This is a genomic window from Acinetobacter lwoffii (assembly GCF_024129115.1).
Taxonomy (GTDB): domain Bacteria; phylum Pseudomonadota; class Gammaproteobacteria; order Pseudomonadales; family Moraxellaceae; genus Acinetobacter; species Acinetobacter lwoffii_T.
The window spans coordinates 61,243-84,320 of record NZ_JAMXXO010000011.1 but is presented as its reverse complement, the minus strand read 5'-3'; the positions used below and the strand labels follow the sequence as shown (position 1 = coordinate 84,320).

Sequence of the window (23,078 nt, the reverse complement as noted above, 5' to 3'; positions counted from 1 at the left end):
ATTATTTCACATTCAATAATTGATCCCACTTGAAGTAGTTTTGAGTTAGCCGATCTCTTGACATGTTCCAGGTTCTATTCGGTAACGTACTTGCTCCTAAAGCCAGCTTGGTTTTGCCAAACTTATGATGGATTTCCTCAAGTGAATCCATCAGGTTATTGTCTAAGCTTATTTGCTTCATGTCAGTGAACAGGTCATAAATATGGGAAGCTTTAGGCTCCAGGCACGTCAAGATCACGCCACATTTCTTAAAGGCAATATCTTTGGTATACAAGTCATCAATCATCGTGGTAGCAATTTTAGAGAACACTAACAGGTTGTCAGTAGGTTCTTGTAAAGTCACTGCAGCTGACTTGCTGTAATAAGGTCTATACGTGTCAAACGGGTTAGATTGTACGAAGCCAATTATATAACCACACAATAAATTTTCACCTCTTAAACGAGTAACTGCATCTTGCACATAGAGGCTCATAGCTTCTTTTAAGTCGTCAATATGGTAAATCCTTTGTCCAAAAGAACGGCTTGCAACAATCTGCTTTTTTGGTGCCCGCGTATGCTCTAGCTCTATACATGAAACACCCTGCAATTCCAGTAATGTCCTATGCATGACGATAGAAAACTGATCTCTGATCATCAGAGGCGAAGCCATAATGAAATCCATGACTGAGTGTATCCCCATGCTGTTGAGCTTTTGGCTGTGCTTCCTGCCAACTCCCCAGATTTCACTCACTTCTATAGCTTGGTACAGATCTTCAGCAGAGCAAGGATCCATTGAAACTAGGTTGCATACACCGTTCAGATAAACATTCTTTTTCGCAATGTGGTTTGCTAGTTTTGCTTCTGTCTTAGATCTGCCAATGCCAATACATACTGGTAAACCAAGCCAAGAAAAAATACGCTGACGAATGTGCTGGGTATAGTCAGTTAAGTCGTAATTTCCCGCATGGGCTGTCAGATCGAGAAAACATTCATCAATAGAGTAAATCTCCTGTTCTTTAGGAGAAACAAAGTCGGACAGGACTTTCATGAATCTGCGTGACATCTCTGCATACAGGGCATAATTGCTAGAAAGCACTTGGACCTGATGCTGTTCAACGATGTCCTTGATCTGAAATAGAGGAACACCCATCTTAATGCCTAGGTCCTTGGCCTCTTGAGAGCGGGCTACAGCGCAGCCATCATTATTAGACAGGACAATTACTGGTTTATCTTTTAGACCAGGGTTAAAGATGCGCTCACAACTCACATAGCAATTATTAATGTCTACTAAAGCGTAGATTTTCTGAGAATATATGGTCATTGGGCAGGAAACCAATAAAGAAATTAACGATTTCTAAATGACTTAATGACAAAAGTAACCACACCCCAAATCACCATTTCCTGGCCATCTTGCAGATGAATGTCTGAGCAATCTGGATTTTCAGCTTTAAGCCAACGATAATTATTTTCGATCATTAAGCGTTTTACAGTGAAATCATTGTCGATCAGTGCAATCACGATGTCTTCATGTTTGGCGTCAATACTTCGGTCTACAATCAGTTCATCATCAATCTCAATACCTGCATCTCGCATAGAAAGTGAAGCGACTTTCACCACAAAGGTTGCTGCTTCATTTCTAATCAAGTGTTCATTCATGTCTAGAGTTTTATCTACATAGTCTTGGGCAGGGGATGGAAAGCCAGCAGCGATTTTCTCAGCGGCTAAAGGAATTTTCATGTAGGTGGATGACTCTACAACAGAGATTGAAGCAATATCATTAAAGCACGGGTTTTCTGTCTTATTGAGATAGTTTTTAATCTCTATAATCTTAGAGAGGGGCACTCTTAATGTTTTTGTAGGCTCGTTATATTTCAGTTTTCTACCTGCACCTTCTCTGATTCCACCACGATTATTGTTCATAATCTACCTACTATTTGATTTTGTGACAAAATCAAATATTAACTTTAACTCTTTGTAAAAACAATATAATTTGGATGAATGGTTAAGGTGAAATTATAAATTCCCGGAACTTATAGGCCTTATCTTTTGTTAATTCGCGGCATACTGAGTAACTTCTATTGAAGTTTAAGAGATCGTGGTCTGCCAATACAGGCTAGATGTAGACAAAACTTAAATGCTGCAAGAGCATGGCCATCTTTTACCGAATAGAGTTGCAGACGAGGAAACTCCTCTAGAGTCGATGGATGTTTACCTGTTGATGCTTTTGCTAATTTAAAAAGTTGAGGCTGTTGTTTACCATCTAACTTTGTTTGCAAATCTTGTCCAAGTAAGTGCCAAAATTTGGCAGGAAATAAAGCCTTAACTTGGGAGTAAAAATGTTCGAGTTGATCGATATCCTTCCAGCGGTAATGGATACCGGTATGTGATGCGGTCACTCGAGTTAAAAATACATTTAGGACGTATGCAATTTGTGCTGGATTTTTACGAGCTATTTTCTGTAGATGTTCAAAAAAATATGTCACTGTATAAAGCTCTTCAGCGCTATCAAGCATTGCTGGTTTTAAGTGGATTGAGCTATCAATACTAAATAAACGGGGATTCCCTTTTTTTGATTTAATGTCTGCTAAATTTAGGGCATTTTCATACCAATAATTGACAAGCTCTTCTGGTAAACACATTTTTTGAGATACAGCTTGAGGATCGTTGTGAATCTCTAATTGATTTAAGGTTTCATAAAAGCGTTGAAGTGAAATTTTAGAGCCTTCTGTGCCGGCGAAGAAAGCAAAAAAGTCATGGGATTGATTTGTTTGTACTGACAGTTCTGCAAGAATGTCAGTAGCATTACTCTGAAGCCAGTTTGTTTGATCATTCAATAATATAGTGGCTAGAACGGCCTGATTTTTCTCAAAATTAAAGTTTTTTTCATCCTTTGTTATTTTCAAATTTTTATATGTTGCATTGTAGCCCATGATTTTTTTAGCCAGTTCATTTGGCATATCTGGATGATGTTTTAGTAGTTTTTGACCAGCAATGAGATAACTTAAGTGAATATAACTTTTGAAAGTTTCAATGGGTTCTATATGCCCTAAAAGATGTGCGATAACAAACCAATGGTTTTGTCCATGTTGATTTTGAAGAAGTTCATCTCGAATTTTTTGATATTCGTTTTCGCTATAGTCAGTTAGCTCTTGCACAAGTGGCGCATATTCACAGTTAAGTACAAGTGATAAATGATTCGCTGCAGTGTGACGAAAAGAGTGAAATGAATAATGATGTCCTTTAAACACGTGATTCATTATCAGTTTTAGGGGCACAGTGACAGTGTGTCGATTCAGTTTTTTATTTTCATTTAAATTGCTGAATAAATATAAACTTTTCTTATTCTCTAAACGTTTTTCAACAATAAAATCGCTAAAAAATTGGTATTCATCGTCTTTAAGCAAAGCGTAGGCAGGCACAATGCGTTCCGCACTATCAGTTTTGAGCAGATGTTGATTTCCTTGTTTTTTCGAACCATACGGTTGAACCCAGATGGAAAATTGATCTAAACCCTCGATATCTTTTACACGTAACCCGAGGATTTCGTTAATACGCAGACCAGTACGGTAAGCCAAAATATAAATGATTTTTAATAATTTATAGTGATGGTCTGAGATGGATTGGTCATGTAAGAGCTGATTTAACTTCTTTAATATGACCTGGAAGGCTGTATGACCTATGATGCGTGCCCGAGGTCGACTTTGCGATGCGATAAATTCAAGTTCGAAATCTTCTGCTTGAAAAACAATTTGCTGGAAGGTGTGAAAACGTTTCAACATGCGGATCGTTTGGTCTTTAGATTTTTTAAACTCAGGTTCATCTGCTTCATCAGCAAGTCGTGTATTGCTAATGATTTGTTGATAGATTTTGTTCAGTAGATCATTAATGTCATCATCGGCATCGACGTATTGCAAGGCATGAGTTAAAAACGGTTCTGCAATCCGGGTGTAATATGTATAGATTGAACTATCTGCGAGTTTTTGATTGTCTTGAGATGCCTTCGTGTACTGAGTTGTATCAAAATCAAAAGTGGCTGATAATTTTTTTATTTGCTCTGAATTTGGTCGATACAGACTGATGAGCCATAAGATAATACGCTTAGAAAACTTATTAAACTGCTCTTGGTGAAGCAGGCAAAAATCAATAATAAGTTCAGCAATGGGGTGTTCCGTTGATGGTGTGCGAATAATTTTCAGCAAGTTTTTATGAATAAATATGATATTTTCTACTGCTTCAGACGTATTGAGATCTGGTAGGGCTTTGGCGGTAGAAGAGACATTTTGTTCGATTTCATCACTTAATTGAGTTTTGAGTTTTGGGAATGCAAAATTTTCAAACTCATGTTCAGATAAACCACACGTGAGCGTGTTTTCTAACAAACATTGTGAGAGGGCAGGATCAATATCTGCATTGTGCAGTTGTACCCAATTAAAATTGGCATAGTCACGTAGAAATTTGAAAGTCTTTTGGGTGTATGGATGTTTTATTTTTTGAAAAATGAGGTGTAGATAAGCATCCACGTCTAGACTGATGTCACGAATTTGCCTTGTGTTGAAGTGAATGAGCCAAAGTCGTGTGAGTTGATCTGGAACAAAATTACGCGATTTTCGAATTGTTTTCTCATCGACAAATAGATCGCCATAGCTTGGAGAAAATGGCTCTAAAAAGATGATATTTAAATCGCAAATTTTTTGGATTTTTACGGGATTCTTTAAATGTTCAAGTAATGCATTTAATGTTGCTGTTTGACTTAGTCCACCATATAGCATTGAGCAAAGCAGAATATTTGCAATAATTTCTTCATCAGAAAACGTCGAGCTATCTTGAGCAAGAATCCAGTAGTGCCACAGTTTTTCGAGGATGATGTCAATTTCATGACCGGCCTGGATCCAATCCAAAGTGAAAATTGGTTCATCACGTTTCATCTCGAAGGTGAGATAAGGTAGTGGGAGGTCTAGGTTATTGCTCTTATTGAGGTCTTTGATATATGTTCGGAAGAATTCATGTGCATATTTATTCCAAGCCAAATTTGGTGCTTTACGTTTAATAAACTCATAAATCGCAGGATAAGCTTGAATTAAGTCTTCAGTTGAGAATTTTTGTTCATCAAAGTATTGGCGGAGCTCATGTTCTGCATCAGCTCGTAGATTCTTTTCTAATTCATTACGTTGAAGTTGACGTCTATCTTCTGCATAGCGTTTTTTTGAGATTTTTTTATTGCGTGAGGACATCAACTTCAACACCTGTAATTTTAAAATACGTTTTCATTTGCTCTAAAACATCTGCAATTTTGGAAAATTGAGAGAGCGATAAACTGGAAAATGGATGGGCTGCTTCTTGTTGCATAAGCTCATGTCCAAAAAGTGCCAAAATTTCAGGTTCAGAAACTTTATGAGTTAAAAATGCACGAGCTGTGTGGCGATGCCAGTTTGCATGATCAAGACCTAATTCTGGATGAAATTTTTTTACTGAAGATGGGCTTAACGGTATCCAGTCATTATTCTGAATGATTCCCAAGAGGGGGAGCTTACTCATTTTGATTTGTTGTATGACCTCACTTAAAGCTGGTTGACTCATCATGATTTGAATCAAAAAATATTCTAAAAAATTAAGGAATTTTTTTATCTCTTCAACTAAAAATGGGCAAAGTGGAATGAGGCGTCCAAATCCATTACGGCCGCCTACTTCTTTGTCTGAAACCATCAAAATTTGGCGTTTTAAATTAAAGTTTTTAAGAAATCCAGGGAATTCAGCAACGGGGCGTGCTGCTGTAAAAAGAAGAAGGATATGCCATAACCAGATGTTGTAATGATTAAAGATTGAAATTAGGTCATCTTCGGCTTGTGAAAAAATATTAAATTTCAATACAGCAAAAATCTCTGTAATTACCTGTGGCTTGGGAGCTTTACGACTACCAAAATAAAGTGTTGAATCAGATGGTGAAGTGGTAACACCACTTTCATATTTACGCACTATATCCGTACAGAGTGATTTTAAAATATCGAGATATTGTGCGTGTAAACGCGGGATATTCTGATGACAATAAGAAATAGACGATGACTGATTTGCATCAATCCCTGTAACTAGGTCTGCAAGTTGTTTATTACCTGTTTTTTCAAGAACCGTGTGATGCAGTAGAGAACTCACCTTTACGACAGACAGTTTTGGAATCAGTAATTCTTGTCTTAATTTGCGTAAATATTGCTGTATATCATCGATACTAACCGAATCCATTTTGCGAAGATCCTCTATGAATAGATTCGGAATTGGAATGTCTAAATAGATAGTCTGATTGAGCAAGCTGTCCGAATACTTAAAATTGCGGTTCTCAAATATATTAAATTTACTGCGTAAGAAGAACTGATCATTTTTATGGAGCAATTCTTGGCGGTTATTTAATTTTTTAGCTCGCTTACTTTCTATATATAACCACTCATTCACACTATTGCCTGTTAAAAATGCAAGTATCAGGATCAAAGCACTTTTATTTTGATGTTCAGAGTAGTCCCCATGAAGTCTTTTCAGTAGATGGTTCACGCTAGATGGATTTGGGAAAAAACTACTCGACGTGAGTAAATGTTCTTTACGTTGAATATGTTTTGCAACGAGTGGTAGAACATAACTTTGAATCGTTTCTGAATGTGCTGCCAGTGGTGTGACATGAGTTGGATTGACAACAATTTGCCGACTAACTGGCTCATCAATTAACGTTTCTATATTCAGTGCTTTAGATTTAGCACTTTTTTTTATTTCTACACTTTCTTCAATGAATTGTTCTTCATCAAGAAATTGATGTTGAAGCTGTGTACCGATACTTGCACGTGCAATCTTCGCTTTGTTTTTTAAAACGTAGTTAAAGGTAACACGAATATCATTGAGTAGATTACGGTCAAACTCAGGCAATTCATCCTTATCTAATGTGATCAGATGTTGAATAAATTGTTCTAAGCTCAGCGTTGGATCTTGAAGATAGGTATTCCAGAGACGTTGATACTCTTCTGTATTTTGATATTTTTTTTCAGTATCTAAATTTTTATTCGCATTCCTAAAGCGCTGAAATAAGCGCTTTATGGTATTGAAGTGTTCTGTGTGTGCTTGTTTAAAAAGCTCTGGTTTAAGCTCAGGAAGAGCAATTAAATAAATTGCCGCTTTTAAAACTAAAATATTCCAATTTTTTGCATGCGTCTGCAATTCAGAAAATTGTGCAATTGAATTGATGTATGACGTAATAGGTAAATCACTAATCTTAACTTTTTTCGTGAACGCGATTACCGGAGGTGTCGGCAGTTGCGAATCAAAGTCTACATCGATATCAAAGTAATCAAGATTGAGACCAACCAGAAAATTGTCAGTCTGTTTAGAAGACAATATTTTAACCACAAAGTTAATATGTTGCGTACGTTCAAATTGCTCATCACCAAACAGTTTTTCTAGTGTTTTTTGCAGTGAAATAACTGGCAAATCAATATACTCGTTTAGAGAGTTCGACACTATGATCTCCAAATTTTTTCTGTACTTAGGCAACTATCAGAGTGACCAATGAGTTCTTTTACACAGCTGCTGTTGAGTGATAATTCATTAAAAATATGTGTGCGCTGTTGTTCGATATTTTTAATACGTCGATTAAGTTGATTTCGAGAACATGAAAGCAGTTGTGCTAGCAGCTCCAGACTCATTTGATAATGTGGCTTTAAAGATGATTCTTTATTAAGAGTTAATAGTGTTTGACGTGAAAGATGCGTGTTAATCAAATGCAATGCTTTTTTGGGATTTAACGACAGAATATTAATTTTATTAGATTTGATGAATTGAATAAATTCAAGACTGCATAACTCTTTCAGAAATAATAATTCGTCATCTGAAAAAGATTGTTGATGATGAATAATTAAAGTGACTTCTTTGATATCATTCTTTAAGTAGCTAAGATATAAGTGAATATTATTAAAAACGGTGTAGCTATCAAATTCTGGAGTTTTCCAGACATGAAGTTCTTTTATACGATTAGAAATATCTAAATCTACTGCGAGATTTTTCCACATATTTAAGTAGCATAGATTGAAACCATAAGCGTGTGGATGAATGGTGATTCTGCTTTTTTTGAAATTTTTTACAGTACTTATCTGTGTTGCTGGAAACTTTAAAAGTAGTTCAGATGTCAAATCCATAAATGCCATTGAATAAAAATAATATAGTAATATTCAAGGATATTTAGAGTTTTTGAATATGGCAGGAGGCATCATTTTTTTCTTAATTTTAAAGTTTTTTATTATCGAAGGTTTCAAAATTTCCTACTGGATAGGATACTCACTATTAGTTAGCTATATTTGTGAATTGGCAAAAAATAACATGTTTTTATTATGATGTTCACATAGCAGATTACAATGAATACAGTAGGGATGAGTACAGTTAAATTATTACAATAACAATGCTCAAATTTGACCTTTTTTAATGGTAACTAAAATCAAGCAGGAATCAATTTTTGATAAGTATGTAGACAAATTTAATTTGATTGATATCGGGAGCCGTATATGGAAATTAAACAACTGAAACAGGTAGAAGTCGTTACAGATGTTGTATGTGATGTATGCAACCAATCAACGAAATTGGAATTTGGAACTTTATCTGCGCATTGGGGGCTATGGTTTTAAGCATGACGGGGAAAGATATGAATTGCAGTTATGTGAGAAATGTTTTTTTTATGCACTTGCGACATTAAAAAAAGAGCGAGCAGATGAGTTTATGTTTGATGAAAACTTTGACCCTTCAACCCTAGATGGGTTTGGGTTGAAGTGAACCTATCATCGCGACAGGTTCTAAGAATCCATAAAATACTGACTCAGATTCAAGCCAGCAACTTCATTTTTAATGGCGAGTAAGGGATTCAGGAAAAATATTGTTCTTTGCTTCGAGGTCACTGAGTTCAGAAAAGGCTTGAATACCGCCTGCGGCTTTAATTGCATCTAAAGCGACAGATAGAGCTTCCTGATCTGACAGGAATGTTTCATCCCATACGGTAGAAGTACCACTTTGGCTCACCACTTCCAGTGTCCAGTCACTATCAGGTAATCGATAAATTAGAATTTCAATTTGCTCATTATCCTCTTGTAAAACTTGAGATAAGGGAGAGTCGATTAAATCATTTTCATCATAATCCAGAGTACTGTCATTATCAGACATCAGCGGCAGCCTTTATTGTATTTAACATCCGTCCATAGTAATGAATGAATTAAATTTTGCCTAGCGGAATGAATGTTATGGGTACAAAGGACGGCTAATTCTAAAAAATAATTGCCCCGACAATAAAACAAAATAATCCAAAAATCCCCCAAATCCAGACATTCGATTTGGGTTTCTCAGTATCTGATGTATAGAGTGGTTTTTGTTCCTGAGCAGGATTCTCTTGGTTACCAGCTCTGTTCTTATAGGGTTGGTACTTGGAATAGGATAGGCCTGTGTCAGGAATACCAACGCTGGTTCGGGTGCCTTTTTTGCCAATATTTAAAGAAGCACCAGGTTTGCCAATGCTTGCACTGCTGATGCCTTTATGCGTCAGATTGATTTTTAATCCAGGTAAGATTTTAATACTCTTGCGAAATCTAAAGCCCATATTTTTCCCCCTATAAAATTGAATCTACCTTATTTTATGAAGTACAATAAGTATAATTTTATATAATATAATTACTAATTATTTACTTAAGTTATGGAGTGTCATAACTTGATTGTTTAGCATTGAATAAAATTGATACATGATTTTGATATATAACATGTTTTACGAGAAAATGGTAGCTTTTTGACGAATTAATTTCATAAAAAATATTGTCATTATTTATCAAAATTCAGTAAATTTTACTTGTGCTTATCTTTGCTTAATATTAATAATAATGGATAGAAAGTAAATTTTATTAATGGAATATTAAAGAATAAAATTACTTACTAGATCTATATTGAATCTTACTACAGTTAAAAATTTTTAGGGGTAAAAATGAGAAGACTACCAGTTTACTTATTACTAGATACATCAGGCTCAATGATGGGAGAGCCTATTGAAGCTGTAAAAAATGGTGTAGAGATACTTGTTTCATCATTAAGACAAGATCCTTATGCATTAGAAACGGCTCACCTTTCAATAATTAGTTTTGATACAAATGCAAAACAGATAGTTCCTTTAACGGAAATAGCTATGTTTAATTCTCCTCAATTACAAGCTACAGGAACAACACAGTTAGGAGAGGCACTAGCATTATTAGCTGAAAAAATTGAGCAAGAAGTTCAAAAAACAACGCCTGAAGTTAGAGGGGATTGGAAGCCTTTAGTGTTTATTATGACTGATGGCGTACCAACTGATGATTGGAAAAAAGGCTTTGAAAAATTAAAACAAGTTAAAACAGGGATGATTATTGCCTGTGCGGCAGGTCATAACGCAGATACATCCATTTTAAAACAAATCACTGAGGTTGTAGTCGAATTGGCGACTGCTGATACCAATACTATTAAAGCCTTTTTCAAATGGGTTTCTGCAAGTATTTCTACTGGTAGTCAAAAAGTAGATGCGGGGCAGAAAGAAGTGAATGGATTGAAAGATTTACCCCCACCTCCACCTGAAGTAAATGTTGTACTTTAACTAATTATAAATAATCGAAAGGAAAAAATGATGGCGATTACATTAGCCAAAGGACAAGGCTTAAGCCTTGAAAAATCGCAACATAATTTATCTTTAGTAACCATCGGTTTAGGCTGGGATATTGCTGAAAAAAAGACAGGTTTTTTGGGAGGTTTATTTGGAAGTCAATCTGCAGAATATGATCTAGATGTAGTGGCTTTTTTATGTGATGCAGATGGTAAGGTTCGAGATTTAGGGTGGGATGGAGCGGGGAATGCCACGCTTAGAGATAGTGATGTAATTTTTTTTAATAACTTATATCATCGTTCGGGCAACATTCGGTTAACGGGAGATAATCGAACAGGAGCTGGTGATGGTGATGATGAACAAATTATTGTGAAGTTAAATTCACTGTCAAACGATTATCAAAAAATTGTATTTATTGTTCAAATTTATGAGGGTATTAAAAATAATCAACATTTTGGTCAAGTGGATAATGCATTTATTCGTGCTGTAGATGCATCTGGTAAAGAGATGGTGCGTTTTGACTTATCTGGTAAAGGTTATGATCAGCAACGTTCCTTGTTATTTGCAGAACTGGTTCGTGAAATTAATGGTTGGAAATTCAATGCTTTAGGTCAATCTTCTGCATCTGATAATTTTTTGGAATGGTTAAAAGAATACGTATAAAGAGATAACAATGCGCCGTCTACCAGTTTATATTTTGCTTGATACATCAGGTTCTATGAAAGGAGAACCCATTCACTCTGTGAATGTTGGTCTCCAATCTATGTTAAGCGCTTTAAGGCAAGATCCCTACGCTCTTGAAAGTGTTTATATCAGTATTATTACTTTTGATATTGAAGCAAGGGTTTATTTGTCACTTACACCTCTGGAGGAAATTCAAATTCCAGAAATTGAAGTGCCGAGTTCAGGTGCAACATTTATGGGAGCAGCTTTGGAATTACTTGCGCAGGAAGTCGAAACCAATGTTAAGAAAACCACATCGGATGAAAAAGGTGATTGGCGCCCATTGATTTTCCTCATGACAGATGGTTCTCCTTCAGATGTTTATGCGTATCAGCAAATAATTCCTCTTATCCAACAATTGAATTTTGCAACCATCGTGGCTTGTGCAGCAGGTCCAAAAGCAAAAACTGAGACTTTGTTACAGCTTACGCAGAAAGTAGTAGTACTCGATACTATGGATACCACTTCATTCTCAAGTTTCTTTAAATGGGTTTCAGCAAGTGTCGTTGCAGGAAGTAGTAGTGCAGGAATTAGTGGACCAATATCACTGCCACCACCACCATCTGAAATTCAGTTAGTGTTATAAGGGAAAATTCAAATTTTTCTCGTTTGATTTTATGTTCGGATCGATGATCTTGCTTAATTGTATCGATGAATTAATAAGATCAAACTTATAATAGATTTTTAATGTAAATCATAACAATAAGATGGGATGAATTATGCGCCGATTACCTGTATTTTTTGTAATTGACTGTTCAGAGTCGATGGTTGGTAAACCGTTAGAAGCAGTTCAAGAAGGTATTGATTTCATCATGAAAAGTCTCAGGACAGATCCTTATGCTTTGGAGACGGTTTATGTTTCAATTATTGCCTATGCAGGAATCGTGCGTACTCTAGTGCCATTAACTGAGTTATTTGCATATCGACATTGTGAATTACCCTTAGGTGGGGGAACACATTTAGGTAAAGCTTTAGACCATCTCGGTAAAGAAATCGATCGCTTTGTTATACGTACAACAGTAGATGTAAAAGGTGATTGGAAACCAGTTGTTTATTTGTTTACCGATGGACGCCCTACAGATGATTATCAAGAAGCTATTTATCGTTGGAAAACAAAATACGAAGACAAAGTATCGTTGGTAGCTATTGGTTTAGGTCAAGATGTCGATTTTACTATTTTGAAACAATTTGCAGAACATTGCATTATGCTCGATCAAGTTGATCAAGCATATGTAAAAAGCCTATGTAAGTGGATTAGTGCATCGGTTGTTTCGCAAAGTATTAGCGTAGGTCATCAGAATGAAAATCAACAAATATTGCCCCTTGATGAACGCTATATGCATTTGGCAAAAAATAAATTAAGCTTCCGCAAAGGCCATGCAGACGATCGTACCGTAACTTTTATAGGACGCTGTCAAAAATTGCATCATCCTTATATTCTAAAATATACACGTAACATGCAATACGATGGTCTATCTGATCTAAATATCAGTTTATATAACTTTAAATTAGACACTTGTGAAACAATTTCTGAAGATTATTTTAGCTGGACAGATCAGACTGCGGATAAGCCGACAATTAATACTGCACAGCTTGAAGGAGATGCGCAATGTCCACACTGTTATGCTGAAACAGCATTTGCTATGTGTGGCTGTGGAAATTTGATGTGCTATGACGGTTATTCTGAATATGTGGTCTGTCCTTGGTGTCATCGACAAGTGAGTTTCACTATCTCCAGTGGTGGTTTTGACCTTACGCGCGGGCAAGGTTAATTATAATTACTTAAAATTTGGCTGATATTAGATATATTGGTTAAAAATTGCTCACTGGTAAAAAGAAACAAATAATGTGTTTGAAGAGTTGATTCTTAGGAAAAAAATATATGCATGAAAAACTTGCGGTAGAAATTCAAAAAATATTACAGAGAAAAAATTTAGTATTTACATCAACATTTGTTGATTTTTTCTCAAAAGATGAACATGTTCAACAACTTGATCAGCTTTTGCTACATCTGGGTGTTGACTTTAATCGTATTATTGCTTGTGAGCAATTAGATTTATTTGCAAAAAAATCGACTTATTTAAACCATGAATATGATTTGACAGTATCTTGTCATGATGCATCTCAGCAGCTTAACAAAAGCACTATTCTAGAAACACAGCAGATGTCTCCTAAAGAGTTAAATTCATCACTTACAGATGATCTAAAAGATGGTATCAGACTTGAGGAGTTAACTGTTGATGTAGAGATTGATAATAATACTAAGTTAGAGTTTATTAGCCAAAATGATGATGAAACAAAAATGATGGAGCATCTTAGAGAGCTAGAGACTCAAAAAGAAAATATGACTTGTGTTCAAGATGTCTTAAAAAAAATTGATACGACTCCAACTTTAGCAAAAATTACCCCACTTGATGATTCCTCTCCACAAGACCAATCTCCAACTCAGATAACAATAGAAGATAATCATTCTATGTATAGTAATGAAGTAAAGTTCCAAGTTGAAAATGCGCGTGTCGGACAGTTTTATAATTCTAAGATTTCAATTAGTTCAGCACATGACTTCAACAAGATTCGATTTAAAGCAGAAAGTTTTAGATTTGGAAAGCATGACTTTTATTTTGATGAGGAGTCCCAAACAGTACGTGGTGAACCTGAACATGCCGAAGAGTTCGAATTCACTTTCCAATATAGTATGGATAATGCAACCCATTCAGGCCGTTGCAAGCTTAATATCATCCCAGATCCACGTAGTTTATGGAAGGTGCTTGAACCTGAAGCAGGTCAACCGTTTATTAAGGATCATACAGACCAGCGCCTTATATCTACGGAAAAATTTGATTTAATTGCAGCCAGTCGTCGAGGACGCTCTCATGAACATGCAGGGACATTCCGTGACGATGATTTTAGTCTTTTTTATATTCCAGATACAGAATGGTCAGTAATCACTGTTGCTGATGGTGCAGGAAGTGCAATTTACTCACGAGAGGGCTCAAGAATTGCAGTAGATATTGTTGAAAAACAATTTTCTGGATATTTGAATGCCGCTACAATTACTTCACTTGAGGAAGATCTTTCGCAATGGCAAATAGGGCAACAAGATGAAGTAACGAAGCAAATTGCTAAAAAATTAAATGAGCAATTCTTTAATGTTTATTATGATATTTATAAGTCAATTATTGAAGAGATTGAATTGCAGGCTAAAGCATCTAATGTGCCAGCAAAAGCATTTTCAACAACTTTATTGGTGGCTGTTGTCCGCCAATATCAAAACAGAACTTTTATCAGTACATTTTCAGTCGGAGATGGGGCGATCGCTGTCTATAGAAGAGATTCGGTTCGCTTAATGAATGTAGCGGACGGTGGAGAATATGCGGGACAAACACAATTTTTAGATCGTAGTATTGCTTCAGACTTCGGCACCCGTATCAAAATTGGACATTTCAATGATATTGATGCGGTATTGATCATGACAGATGGAATCTCTGATCCTATTTTTGAGACAGAGGTTGGCTTGGGACAACATCCGTTATGGACAAAAATGTATCAGGAAATTGAACCTTTATTCCACCAGCCAGATGCAGATGTCGCATTGTTAGAATGGATGCACTTCTTTAAACCGGGTCATCATGATGATCGAACCATGGCAGTGCTATGGAATAAGAAGGCATCAGCATATCAATTAGACCAAGATTCAACAGAAGTATAAGGAACATAGTCGTGGCAGGAAAAATTGTTAAATGTACAACTGTTGATGGTCGTCCAATTGAGTTTGTCGATGAAGTGATTGGTTCTGGTGCAATGAAAGATGTGTATTTTTCACCTGATAAAAGCTATGTAGTATGCTTTTTTAGTAAGGAGAAAAATAAATTCTATGAATCCAAAGCAGCGCTTGACCAACAGAAAGAGCGCCTAAAAGAAATCGTTGGCAATAAATGGAATGGTATTTTTAATGGGGTCGGAGGAGATTATTGGAAGAATATCTACTGTTGGCCAAATGCATTAGTTGAATATAATAATCTGATAGGAATTACTGCGCCAACTTATAAAAAACAGTTTTTCTTTGAACATGGTTCAAAAAATAATGATTTTCTAAGTATTAAGGGTAAAGAAAAAGAAGGTAAGTGGTTTGCGAGTGCGAATAATCAAAATCGTTTTTTAGACGATCGGGAAAAGGGTACATGGCTCAATTATCTTAAAATTAGTATTCTAATTTCACGTGCAGTACGTCGTATGCATGCTGCTGGGGTAGCTCACTCAGATTTATCTTACAAAAATGTATTGATTGATCCAGTTACGGGAAGTGCGTGTGTCATTGATGTCGATGGCTTAGTTGTACCTGGTAAATATCCTCCTGATGTAGTGGGAACTCCTGATTTTATTGCACCAGAAGTGGTAACGACTAGTCATTTATCAAAAGAAGATCCAAAACGTTTTTTACCTAGTATTACAACAGATAGACATGCCTTGGGTGTGTTGATCTATATGTATTTGTTATATCGCCATCCTTTACGTGGTGGAAAAATCCACGATATGGATGACCCACAAAAAGATGAAAATCTAGGCATGGGGCAAAAGGCATTATTCATCGAACATCCGACAGACCACTCCAACCGTGTTCGTTCTAATCAATTAAAATCATCTCAATTACCTTGGGCAGATCCACAGCAAATTCCTTATACTGTGACAGGACCATATTTAACCGAATTATTTAATAAATGTTTTATTGATGGTTTGCATGAACCGAGTAAGCGACCTTCTGCAAATGATTGGGAAGATGCTTTAGTCAAAACCGTTGACTTAATTCAGCCGTGTTTAAATGCTAATTGTACCCATAAGTGGTATGTTTTCGATAATACTACTGCACCAAAATGTCCTTTCTGCAATACGCCATTTTCAGGTAAGCTGCCAATACTAAATTTATATTCTGCACGTCAAGAAGGAAAGTTTAGACCAGATAATCATCGTTTAATGGTATGGACAGGTCAGTCTTTATTTGAATGGCATACTAATCATTTAGTTGCTCCTAATGAACGTTTAACTCCTGCTCAAACTAAACGGAAAGGTTATTTTGTTTTTCATAATAATAAGTGGTGGTTAGTTAATGAAGGGTTAGCAGATTTGACTGACGTAACAACCAAAACAGCTATCCCGATTGGAGGTAAAATTGAGCTAAAAGATGGTGTAAAAATTTTACTTTCAAAGCAAGAAGGTGGCCGTCTGGCTGTAGTACAGATGGTTGAAGCTTAGACTGAAAATGTATTGAGCATAAGTTTATCTTGGGTAGACGGTTGAGACTTACATAAACCAAAAGTTTTATAGCGTAATAAAATCATTTCTGCCCAATTGCGATGTGTAGCAGGTTCTAACATTGAGCCGTGGCTTTTAAATACACTTTTAGCATCTTGCGATAAAATTTGCTGTGCTTCATGAAATTCTTCTGTAGTTATTTGAAGGGCTTGATGAATATACGCAATTTGCGAAGGATGAATGGCAGTTTTTGTATAAATCCCATTATTCATATCTTGGCATATTTCACTCATGAGCAATTGCGTGTGGTTAATATGTTCACACACTGGCGAACTGAGTTGAAAGCCAGCTGGAATAAATAAGCCTGCCAATTGTGAAATCAATATACCTACAGGGGTTTGATAAATAGTACTATTTTTAGGACGACGTAAATTTAAACAGGACAGAAGGTCATTACCTCCAATTCTTAAACACAAGGTTTTATGAAAATCATACTTGAGGGCTTGATTAAGTTCCATATTATGGCCCATATCAAAAATCTCTTTAGTTTCAAGCGTTGGCATCAGGTTGATATTAGATGGCAAAACGTCCATCCACTGTTTTAGATCGTGTAGCGTAAACTTGGGTAAAATCATACCACTGTAGGTATGATTTAATTCCCAGTCGACAATGTGTTTTGCCATCTCAATATTTCTAGGACGAATAAACATTGCAGGTGCTTTAGGATTCGGCTGTTCTAAACGTTTTTGTAATAAAAGTTTTAGGTTAACCATCGCAGTTTGTACGTCTCTTTCCAATACGGCATCTTCTAAACAGACTGCAATAGATTTAAGTATTGGAAATTTAATCCCTTCGGTAACTTCCCATAACTGCTCATGAGTTGCAGGAATGTACATGGTTGCACCAAGTTCAATCGCATGTTGCAGTTGTTTCATTTATTTTTCTCGACTTTTTTTATCAGAGTGACTGCATGGTATGGACCTAACTTGGCACCTAAAATATCTACAGGAATATTTTGTTCTTTGGCAAAATGTAACAGTAATTGTACATGGGGATTGGATGGATCACGAATTAATATTCTTTCAGGAATACGTCTTAATACCGCACGTGTCGCTTCTGCAATACTAGGTTTAATACGATTAATATTTTTAATATTATAGGTGTCAGAGATCCAAGTAATCGTATCTAAACAAATTTTTTGTTGTTTGAGTCGAATATGATTATTCCAATGGGATAAATTTGTAGACGGATTCTGATTAATAATATTTAAAATTTTGTCTGTAAAATCTACTGAAATATCATGTTCAGCTAGATGTTTGTAAACTAAACAACTATGCCAATTTTTAGGCTCATAGCAATTTTTTTTTGCTAACTCAAAATTGATATGATCTTTTAAAATGGTGCGTGAGGTTAAACCAGAGACCACAGAACCTAGAATACCAAACGGAATCAGCCAATCCTCACAGCTAGCACTTAACCAAGAATAGCCACCTAAATCGGCTAAGGTGACAAGGCGAGGAATATCCCAGCCTGCATCAAATAATGCCGGATAATCTGCTAAATTTTGGGTTAACTCTCGACAAATTGCACCTTTACCTGTCCAACCATCTACAAAAACAATATTTTCCGCACCATGTTGATCAATAATGGCATGTAAGGCTGCAAAGTCGATACCGCGATCACGAATAATACTAATACCGTAATGTACGCACTGCTGATATTTTTCAATATAGTGCTTGAGCAGTACCCCTAAAGGTACACCTGCACGTACTAGACTGACCAAAATAATAGGCTGATTTTTAAATCGACTCAGTAGAGAGTTACCAATTTTCTGTACATCACAAGCCAGACGTTCAGCACCTTGCTCAAAAGCGTATTGAAAATGACGCATCTGCTCTTTTGAAGGGGGATGCTCTACACTAATCATTTGGGAGTAATGTTTTTTCCCTGATTGAATCAAATACTCTTTTTCTGCCAATGGTGTCGGTTCAATATCATCAATATTGAGTAAAAAGGTTACATCTTGCGGTCGATATGAACCATGAAAACCTAAGGTATTAAGATTGGATGCACCAGCATAATTCTTATCCATGTCCTAAATATCCTTTCGCATTATGATCTTGCATTAAACTTTGTGCTAAAAACTTATCCAATTGGCTATTTTTGGGCATACCAAACCAATCACAGCACGCTAAGAAGCCGGCATCAGATAAACTGTCGCCCCAACCTAAGATGGCACGTTCACGTTCAGGGTCATATTTGTTGATAAAAAATTCGACTGCTTTTTGTTTAGAAACAAATTTTGGAATAATCGCCAAATTATTACCATTGATATGTACGTAACAATGCTCGAGCACTTCAGCAGGTAAGTTGGCAATAATTTTAGATAAAAATAATGGTTCCGGATCATTCTGTTTGGCAACGGTATAAATTTTCCCGCCATTTTCTTCCACCGTCCAAGTACGGATTGATCCAAAAGGTTTTGCATAATCCAGTAGTGCATTGGGTAGATCATTGAGTAAGTGTTCTAACTCTGCTGTAGCTTGCTGTTGCAAAACAAGCCATTCTTGATCAACCTGTTTATTGGCCCCTAAAATGGTTCCGCCATGTGAGCAGACTGCACCGTGCTGAAAAGGAATATGTACGCGTTGTAATGCTTCTACTGACCGAGCAGTGACTGGAATTACTTCAGCAGACTCTAATAGCCAATTCACGAATATTTGCTGTTTTGGCAGCATATAAGAGAGCGGTTCACCTAATTTATCTGTAGTCGCAATTTTATGTAAAGGCGTAGGTGTGCTTTTACGATGTGTTTGAAAAAGTGTGTCATCTAAGTCAACAAAAATTAACGGCTTAGCATTCATAACTAATAATTTCCAAGTTTTTTATTTGTTCAAAAAGCAGAGGATCAACACTATCTTTAGCAGTTTCAATGATTAAAAAGACACGATCAAATTGTTGATGTTTCACGTTGTATGCATAGTTATTCATATTGAGTCCATAATTGTCTTTAAATAAACAAATACTTTCAATAGCATGACCTTGCATAATCGGAGAGCGGGTGGTGGAGCTAAAATAAACCTCAACATCTTGCTTTTCTAGTTGCTCTGCCATGAGGAAAGGAATCCAGGTGAATTCACCCGAACCTAACACTAAAACTTTTTCATGCGCTTGAATGGATTTAATCTGTTGCCACACAGAACAATCCAGAAAAGTCGGTTCGCGTCCCCAGTCATTGGGTGCAATAATTTTTTGGCTTTGTTGCTGGGTGGAGCTGACGTTCGGCATTTGAATATCAATTTCTTTGTTGTTATCTTGCCACTGCCAGTGACCATGTAATAAAGAAACCACTTCAACTGGAATACCTAAATCATCTGTGACTAAGTGCTGTTCAGCCCAATTGACTAAGGTCACTAAAATAATCCGTTCAACGTGTTCTAAACCCGATTTTTTAAGACTGAGAATTAGATTTCTAAAGGTTTTTCCAGTCGAAATTTCATCATCCACTAAGATAAGAGTTTTTGAACTCAGGATGTGTTGATGTTTAATAGCATCATGACTGGATAAGATAAATTGGTCTTGTGCATGGCTATGTTCTTCTAAAAACAAGCCTAATGTGGGCAAGGTTTCGACTGGATGCCGAGTAGTCGTTAAAAAAATGGCATTTTCCCCGAAATCTGGTTTGAGTTCACGATAGAAGCCTGCGCCCAAGCCGACGGCGGTTTCAGCCATACCAATCACACTAATGGGATAGGGCAAATTCTTTGGAATAAGTGCAGCAAGGTCTTGATAGCTTTTTTGCATAACTGAGGGTGCAACAGGAATATGTTTGCCCAGAACTTTAGAAACAAATAAAAATGCACGTTTCGGATTAATTCTTTCTGCAAAGCTCAGCAAATCATCCAATTTCCATTCAGGATGATGATGATTTACTGTCACACTAATACGGCCACGGCTTAAATCAATATGTTTTATCAATGTTTACAATCCATTTTTATACTTTGTATCAGGGGGAGAACTTGTACTACAGCAGTTGGTACGGGACGCTTTAAAACTAAGTGCAATTTTTCAGCAATCAATTCTGCAATTAAATTAATTCCAGTATGTTGTGTATAAGCAAAACCGCCAGCGGGACGTGGGTTAATTTCTAAAATATGCCAGGCTCCCTGATTATCTTGCTTGAATTGAATATTGATCAACCCATCGCACTGGAAATATTCTACTAAAATTTCACATATTTTATGACATGGATGCTCGATATAGCATTCTTGATAAAATTTAAATTTTATCCGAGTTACTAAGGCTAGAATTTTGCCATTACTGCAGGCAATATCCACAGAACATTCTTGCCCTTGTAAAAAGGGCATAATCAAATACTCGATAGGCGGATCTAATTGAGCATAAGCTTCTATAAACTGTTGTGTATTACATAGAGTATTAGATTGGAATTTCATAAAATATGAAACGTCATTGCTTAATTGCACAAAACCTGCACCATATACGCCATAAACGGGCTTTGCACAAATAACTCTATATCGTTTTTGATATTCATCAATAGCGTGCTTTAATTCATTAACATGAGCAACTTTTGCAGCAGAAATGCTAGGTAAGTTTAAACCTTCGCAAATTTGTCCAAATAAAAATTTATTATTAATGTTTTCATGCTGACTAATGTCTCTGGCACCAGTCACTAATTGAATATCATGACGAGAAAACTCTTCACGAAACTGCTCAATAAATTGACTATGCTTTCCACAAAATAAAAGGTGAATAGAATGCTCTTTACATTGTTCTAATAACCAGTCTGAACTGTCCTTAACAACCGGTTGTTGAAAAAAATAGTCAGCATGCAACTTCAGTTCAGGACGTTGTTTACTATGAGAACAAAAAATAGTCAGATGGGAAGATAAATTTGAGTTTTTTAATAATTGAATAATGTCATTTTGACAGGAATAACTTTCAGCAATCCAGATATTGTAGTGCGATTTCACAGTAGATTTAATCTCAATTTTATTTAATAGCAATTATGAATTTATACTTCTATTGTACATGAAATAGATTAAATGCTTTATGTTATAAATTGGATAATTAGTCAAGAATTTCACTGGTCTAGTATCTACTCAGTAAAGTGTTAGCTAGTTTTTATACTGTTACACTTGTCGCTTGAATCCGCTTATGCTAAAACAATATAGGGCAAATAAAATAATTTTTAAGATATTTTTATATTCATATATCATATACTTAATTAATTAAATGAAATATTACAATGTTGTAAGAGGGTAGTATGCAACTTATTGCAGGTGGAAACATTGCTTTAGCATCTGAAGTAGTGGAGATATTAATAAAAACCAGTATTCCTAATCAAGTAGAGGTTGATTGTACTGCATATCTTTTAGCACAAAGTACACAAAAAGTGCGTGGTGATCAGGATATGATTTTCTATGGACAAATTCAAACACGAAATCAAAGTGTGCTACTAGTCCAGTCTGATTCCAATGATCCATATTTAACTAAATTTAAGATTAATACAACATTAATTGATCCACAAATTCAAAAAGTTACTTTATGTGCAACTATCAGTGAACCAAATAATTTTAGTCGAATATCTCCTATTCATATTGAACTTTTATCCGGTACTCAAGCTATCGCTAATGCATTGATTCAGACTCAGTCTAAAACAGAAAAAGCATTAATTTTGGCAGAAGTGTATAAACATAATGATAAGTGGAAATTTAGATTTATTGATCAAGGCTTTAATGGGGGGTTGAAACCTTTGGCTGAAAATTTTGGTGTGGTGATTGATGAAACCATAACGAATACTTCACCAACACCAACACCAACACCAACACCAACACCAACACCAACAAAGTCAAATATAAATTTATCCAAAATCAAGTTAGATAAAAATAACTCGACAATTAATCTTAGTAAGAAAGGTTCAGCTTTTGGCAAAATTTCAGTCAATTTAAACTGGAATAAATCTGCACCTAAATCCGAATCCTTTTTTCAAAAATTAACCCGTTCCAATTCAATCGACCTAGATTTGGGTGCGATGGTGCAGCTTAAAGATGGCAGCATTGATTTAGTACAGCCGCTTGGAAACCGATTTGGCAATTTTGAGCGCGCTCCCTATATGAAATTGGAAGCCGATGACCGCACAGGAGCATCGATAAATGGAGAAAACTTACATATTAACGGTACTCAATGGGATCGCATTGAACGTATTGTAATTTACACTTATATTTATGAAGGTGCGGCACAATGGGCTGCCACCGATGGTGTGGTAACAATTCGTATTCCCGATCAACCGGAAATTGAGGTGCGCTTAACAGAAGGTAATCAATTAACTACCTGTGCAATTATAGAATTAAAAAATGTTAACGGTGCTATTCAAGCTAATCGAGAAGTTCGTTATTTCAAAGACCAACAATTCTTAGATAAGTTTTATCGCTTTGGTTTTCGCTGGACCCAAGGCTCAAAAGATTAACAGTATCAATTT

19 protein-coding genes and 1 pseudogene are annotated in these 23,078 nt (G+C 35.9%); 8 read left to right on the top strand and 12 right to left on the bottom strand.

The genetic code is table 11. The features are described from left to right. Position 1: 1 nt before the first annotated feature. The 5 genes from NI470_RS09855 to NI470_RS09835 form a co-directional block, all read right to left on the bottom strand. Positions 2-1,300, bottom strand: a complete 1,299-nt coding sequence (locus tag NI470_RS09855; protein WP_005108359.1) for a Y-family DNA polymerase — start codon at positions 1,298-1,300, stop codon at positions 2-4. A gap of 23 nt (positions 1,301-1,323) precedes the next feature. Continuing rightward, positions 1,324-1,899, bottom strand: coding sequence for a LexA family protein (locus NI470_RS09850; protein WP_005105086.1), 576 nt, complete (start codon positions 1,897-1,899; stop codon positions 1,324-1,326). Positions 1,900-2,054: 155 nt separating this feature from the next. Further along, positions 2,055-5,210 (bottom strand): site-specific integrase, encoded by a 3,156-nt coding sequence (locus tag NI470_RS09845; protein WP_034705560.1) that lies wholly within the window; start codon positions 5,208-5,210, stop codon positions 2,055-2,057. Continuing rightward, positions 5,194-7,470, bottom strand: coding sequence for a hypothetical protein (locus tag NI470_RS09840; protein WP_253148289.1), 2,277 nt, complete (start codon positions 7,468-7,470; stop codon positions 5,194-5,196). The genes NI470_RS09845 and NI470_RS09840 overlap by 17 nt, the downstream gene beginning before the upstream one ends. Then, positions 7,470-8,144: a hypothetical protein gene (locus NI470_RS09835; RefSeq protein WP_004280945.1), complete on the bottom strand. Its 675-nt coding sequence runs from the start codon at positions 8,142-8,144 to the stop codon at positions 7,470-7,472. The genes NI470_RS09840 and NI470_RS09835 overlap by 1 nt, the downstream gene beginning before the upstream one ends. Before the next feature lie 363 nt (positions 8,145-8,507). Between NI470_RS09835 and NI470_RS09830 the strand changes: the two are divergent. Next, positions 8,508-8,772 (top strand): annotated as a pseudogene (locus tag NI470_RS09830) (hypothetical protein). Positions 8,773-8,841: 69 nt separating this feature from the next. Here NI470_RS09830 and NI470_RS09825 read toward each other — a convergent pair. Then, positions 8,842-9,156: a hypothetical protein gene (locus NI470_RS09825; protein WP_213686691.1), complete on the bottom strand. Its 315-nt coding sequence runs from the start codon at positions 9,154-9,156 to the stop codon at positions 8,842-8,844. Positions 9,157-9,256: 100 nt separating this feature from the next. After that, positions 9,257-9,586: a DUF4236 domain-containing protein gene (locus NI470_RS09820; protein WP_253148288.1), complete on the bottom strand. Its 330-nt coding sequence runs from the start codon at positions 9,584-9,586 to the stop codon at positions 9,257-9,259. A 375-nt stretch (positions 9,587-9,961) separates the two neighbouring features. On the opposite strand from NI470_RS09820, the gene NI470_RS09815 reads away from it, so the two are divergent. From NI470_RS09815 to NI470_RS09790, 6 genes are all read left to right on the top strand, one after another. Continuing rightward, positions 9,962-10,600 (top strand): vWA domain-containing protein, encoded by a 639-nt coding sequence (locus NI470_RS09815; RefSeq protein ID WP_253148287.1) that lies wholly within the window; start codon positions 9,962-9,964, stop codon positions 10,598-10,600. Between the two features lie 30 nt (positions 10,601-10,630). Beyond that, complete coding sequence (locus NI470_RS09810) at positions 10,631-11,269, top strand: TerD family protein (RefSeq protein ID WP_114392572.1); 639 nt, start codon at positions 10,631-10,633, stop codon at positions 11,267-11,269. Positions 11,270-11,279: 10 nt separating this feature from the next. Next, positions 11,280-11,915, top strand: a complete 636-nt coding sequence (locus NI470_RS09805) for a vWA domain-containing protein (RefSeq protein ID WP_253148286.1) — start codon at positions 11,280-11,282, stop codon at positions 11,913-11,915. 133 nt (positions 11,916-12,048) lie between these two features. Then, positions 12,049-13,101 carry a TerY-C metal binding domain-containing protein gene (locus tag NI470_RS09800; RefSeq protein ID WP_114392568.1) on the top strand — a complete coding sequence of 351 codons (1,053 nt, stop codon included), beginning with the start codon at positions 12,049-12,051 and terminating at the stop codon, positions 13,099-13,101. Between the two features lie 110 nt (positions 13,102-13,211). Beyond that, positions 13,212-15,038 carry a PP2C family serine/threonine-protein phosphatase gene (locus NI470_RS09795; protein ID WP_148334860.1) on the top strand — a complete coding sequence of 609 codons (1,827 nt, stop codon included), beginning with the start codon at positions 13,212-13,214 and terminating at the stop codon, positions 15,036-15,038. 11 nt (positions 15,039-15,049) lie between these two features. After that, positions 15,050-16,579 carry a helix-hairpin-helix domain-containing protein gene (locus NI470_RS09790; RefSeq protein ID WP_253148285.1) on the top strand — a complete coding sequence of 510 codons (1,530 nt, stop codon included), beginning with the start codon at positions 15,050-15,052 and terminating at the stop codon, positions 16,577-16,579. Here the strand turns inward: NI470_RS09790 and NI470_RS09785 are convergent. Genes NI470_RS09785 through NI470_RS09765 form a run of 5 tightly spaced genes read right to left on the bottom strand, consistent with a single transcriptional unit; the run spans position 16,576 to position 21,570 of the window. Next, positions 16,576-17,514, bottom strand: coding sequence for an HpcH/HpaI aldolase/citrate lyase family protein (locus NI470_RS09785; protein ID WP_068543414.1), 939 nt, complete (start codon positions 17,512-17,514; stop codon positions 16,576-16,578). The genes NI470_RS09790 and NI470_RS09785 overlap by 4 nt on opposite strands. After that, complete coding sequence (locus tag NI470_RS09780) at positions 17,511-18,671, bottom strand: cysteine protease StiP domain-containing protein (RefSeq protein ID WP_148334858.1); 1,161 nt, start codon at positions 18,669-18,671, stop codon at positions 17,511-17,513. The genes NI470_RS09785 and NI470_RS09780 overlap by 4 nt, the downstream gene beginning before the upstream one ends. Then, the gene (locus NI470_RS09775; protein WP_148334857.1) at positions 18,664-19,443 is read right to left on the bottom strand and encodes an HAD family hydrolase; all 780 of its coding nucleotides are present in this window, start codon (positions 19,441-19,443) and stop codon (positions 18,664-18,666) included. Before NI470_RS09775 ends, NI470_RS09780 begins: the two co-directional genes overlap by 8 nt. After that, positions 19,433-20,557 (bottom strand): phosphoribosyltransferase domain-containing protein, encoded by a 1,125-nt coding sequence (locus tag NI470_RS09770; RefSeq protein ID WP_252513930.1) that lies wholly within the window; start codon positions 20,555-20,557, stop codon positions 19,433-19,435. Before NI470_RS09770 ends, NI470_RS09775 begins: the two co-directional genes overlap by 11 nt. Further along, the gene (locus NI470_RS09765; RefSeq protein WP_148334856.1) at positions 20,554-21,570 is read right to left on the bottom strand and encodes an ATP-grasp domain-containing protein; all 1,017 of its coding nucleotides are present in this window, start codon (positions 21,568-21,570) and stop codon (positions 20,554-20,556) included. Before NI470_RS09765 ends, NI470_RS09770 begins: the two co-directional genes overlap by 4 nt. 293 nt (positions 21,571-21,863) lie before the next feature. On the opposite strand from NI470_RS09765, the gene NI470_RS09760 reads away from it, so the two are divergent. Continuing rightward, the gene (locus NI470_RS09760) at positions 21,864-23,066 is read left to right on the top strand and encodes a TerD family protein (RefSeq protein WP_253148284.1); all 1,203 of its coding nucleotides are present in this window, start codon (positions 21,864-21,866) and stop codon (positions 23,064-23,066) included. The last annotated feature ends 12 nt before the right edge of the window (positions 23,067-23,078 follow it).

What these genes read in the sequence shown, in the direction of transcription:
- NI470_RS09845 (WP_034705560.1), bottom strand. Translation starts at nt 5,210, where the DNA reads ATGTCCTCACGCAATAAAAAAATCTCAAAAAAACGCTATGCAGAAGAT.
- NI470_RS09820 (WP_253148288.1), bottom strand. Translation starts at nt 9,586, where the DNA reads ATGGGCTTTAGATTTCGCAAGAGTATTAAAATCTTACCTGGATTAAAA.
- NI470_RS09805 (WP_253148286.1), top strand. Translation starts at nt 11,280, where the DNA reads ATGCGCCGTCTACCAGTTTATATTTTGCTTGATACATCAGGTTCTATG.
- NI470_RS09855 (WP_005108359.1), bottom strand. Translation starts at nt 1,300, where the DNA reads ATGACCATATATTCTCAGAAAATCTACGCTTTAGTAGACATTAATAAT.
- NI470_RS09800 (WP_114392568.1), top strand. Translation starts at nt 12,049, where the DNA reads ATGCGCCGATTACCTGTATTTTTTGTAATTGACTGTTCAGAGTCGATG.
- NI470_RS09795 (WP_148334860.1), top strand. Translation starts at nt 13,212, where the DNA reads ATGCATGAAAAACTTGCGGTAGAAATTCAAAAAATATTACAGAGAAAA.
- NI470_RS09815 (WP_253148287.1), top strand. Translation starts at nt 9,962, where the DNA reads ATGAGAAGACTACCAGTTTACTTATTACTAGATACATCAGGCTCAATG.
- NI470_RS09760 (WP_253148284.1), top strand. Translation starts at nt 21,864, where the DNA reads ATGCAACTTATTGCAGGTGGAAACATTGCTTTAGCATCTGAAGTAGTG.
- NI470_RS09780 (WP_148334858.1), bottom strand. Translation starts at nt 18,671, where the DNA reads ATGGATAAGAATTATGCTGGTGCATCCAATCTTAATACCTTAGGTTTT.
- NI470_RS09810 (WP_114392572.1), top strand. Translation starts at nt 10,631, where the DNA reads ATGGCGATTACATTAGCCAAAGGACAAGGCTTAAGCCTTGAAAAATCG.
- NI470_RS09785 (WP_068543414.1), bottom strand. Translation starts at nt 17,514, where the DNA reads ATGAAACAACTGCAACATGCGATTGAACTTGGTGCAACCATGTACATT.
- NI470_RS09825 (WP_213686691.1), bottom strand. Translation starts at nt 9,156, where the DNA reads ATGTCTGATAATGACAGTACTCTGGATTATGATGAAAATGATTTAATC.
- NI470_RS09850 (WP_005105086.1), bottom strand. Translation starts at nt 1,899, where the DNA reads ATGAACAATAATCGTGGTGGAATCAGAGAAGGTGCAGGTAGAAAACTG.
- NI470_RS09775 (WP_148334857.1), bottom strand. Translation starts at nt 19,443, where the DNA reads ATGAATGCTAAGCCGTTAATTTTTGTTGACTTAGATGACACACTTTTT.
- NI470_RS09835 (WP_004280945.1), bottom strand. Translation starts at nt 8,144, where the DNA reads ATGGATTTGACATCTGAACTACTTTTAAAGTTTCCAGCAACACAGATA.